We start from the raw sequence: 1783 nt of genomic DNA, 5'->3' as shown, positions 1-1783 counted from the left end.
GGGTGATGGGTGGCTGGTCGTTGCTTGAGAACTACACAGTGGACGCGAGCATCTGTGGCCAAGTTTTTAAGGGCGCACGGTGGATGCCTTGGCACCAGGAACCGATGAAGGACGTGGGAGGCCACGATAGTCCCCGGGGAGCCGTCAACCAGGCTTTGATCCGGGGGTTTCCGAATGGGGAAACCCGGCAGTCGTCATGGGCTGTCACCCATGCCTGAACACATAGGGCATGTGGAGGGAACGAGGGGAAGTGAAACATCTCAGTACCCTCAGGAAGAGAAAACAACCGTGATTCCGGGAGTAGTGGCGAGCGAAACCGGATGAGGCCAAACCGTATGCGTGTGATACCCGGCAGGGGTTGCGCATGCGGGGTTGTGGGATCTCTTTTTCACAGTCTGCCGGCTGTGAGACGAGTCAGAAACCGTTGATGTAGGCGAAGGACATGCGAAAGGTCCGGCGTAGAGGGTAAGACCCCCGTAGCTGAAACATCAACGGCTCGTTTAAGAGACACCCAAGTAGCACGGGGCCCGAGAAATCCCGTGTGAATCTGGCGGGACCACCCGCTAAGCCTAAATATTCCCTGGTGACCGATAGCGGATAGTACCGTGAGGGAATGGTGAAAAGTACCGCGGGAGCGGAGTGAAATAGTACCTGAAACCGTGTGCCTACAAGCCGTGGGAGCGTCGCTCATTGGGTTTACCCAATGGGTCGTGACTGCGTGCCTTTTGAAGAATGAGCCTGCGAGTTTGCGGTGTGTTGCGAGGTTAACCCGTGTGGGGAAGCCGTAGCGAAAGCGAGTCCGAATAGGGCGATTTAGTAGCGCGCTCAAGACCCGAAGCGGAGTGATCTAGCCATGGGCAGGTTGAAGCGGAGGTAAGACTTCGTGGAGGACCGAACCCACCAGGGTTGAAAACCTGGGGGATGACCTGTGGTTAGGGGTGAAAGGCCAATCAAACTCCGTGATAGCTGGTTCTCCCCGAAATGCATTTAGGTGCAGCGTCGTGTGTTTCTTGCCGGAGGTAGAGCACTGGATAGGCGATGGGCCCTACCGGGTTACTGACCTTAGCCAAACTCCGAATGCCGGTAAGTGAGAGCACGGCAGTGAGACTGTGGGGGATAAGCTCCATGGTCGAGAGGGAAACAGCCCAGAGCATCGACTAAGGCCCCTAAGCGTACGCTAAGTGGGAAAGGATGTGGAGTCGCAGAGACAACCAGGAGGTTGGCTTAGAAGCAGCCACCCTTGAAAGAGTGCGTAATAGCTCACTGGTCAAGTGATTCCGCGCCGACAATGTAGCGGGGCTCAAGCGTACCGCCGAAGTCGTGTCATTGCAGCATTAAGGGCCAACGCCCGCTGTGATGGGTAGGGGAGCGTCGTGTGCCGGGTGAAGCAGCCGCGGAAGCGAGTTGTGGACGGTTCACGAGTGAGAATGCAGGCATGAGTAGCGATACACACGTGAGAAACGTGTGCGCCGATTGACTAAGGGTTCCTGGGTCAAGCTGATCTGCCCAGGGTAAGTCGGGACCTAAGGCGAGGCCGACAGGCGTAGTCGATGGACAACCGGTTGATATTCCGGTACCCGCTTTGAAACGCCCAATATCGAGCCCATTAATGCTAAGGCCGTGAAGCCGCCCTGGATCCTTCGGGTGAAGGGGAGTGGTGGAGCCGCTGACCCAAGGTGGTAGTAGGTAAGCGATGGGGTGACGCAGGAAGGTAGTCCAGCCCGGGCGGTGGTTGTCCCGGGGTAAGGGTGTAGGCCGTGTGATAGGCAAATCCGTCACACAT

1 rRNA gene is annotated in these 1783 nt (G+C 57.2%); it reads left to right on the top strand.

Annotated features, from left to right (window positions below):
• Positions 1-56: 56 nt before the first annotated feature.
• Positions 57-1783 (top strand): 23S ribosomal RNA (locus ACZ6RC_RS33325); the annotation flags it as partial.

Source organism: Streptomyces sp. NPDC048353, from assembly GCF_055587165.1.
Note: the sequence above shows the minus strand (reverse complement) of the source record. Positions and strands in the feature narration are given on the sequence as shown.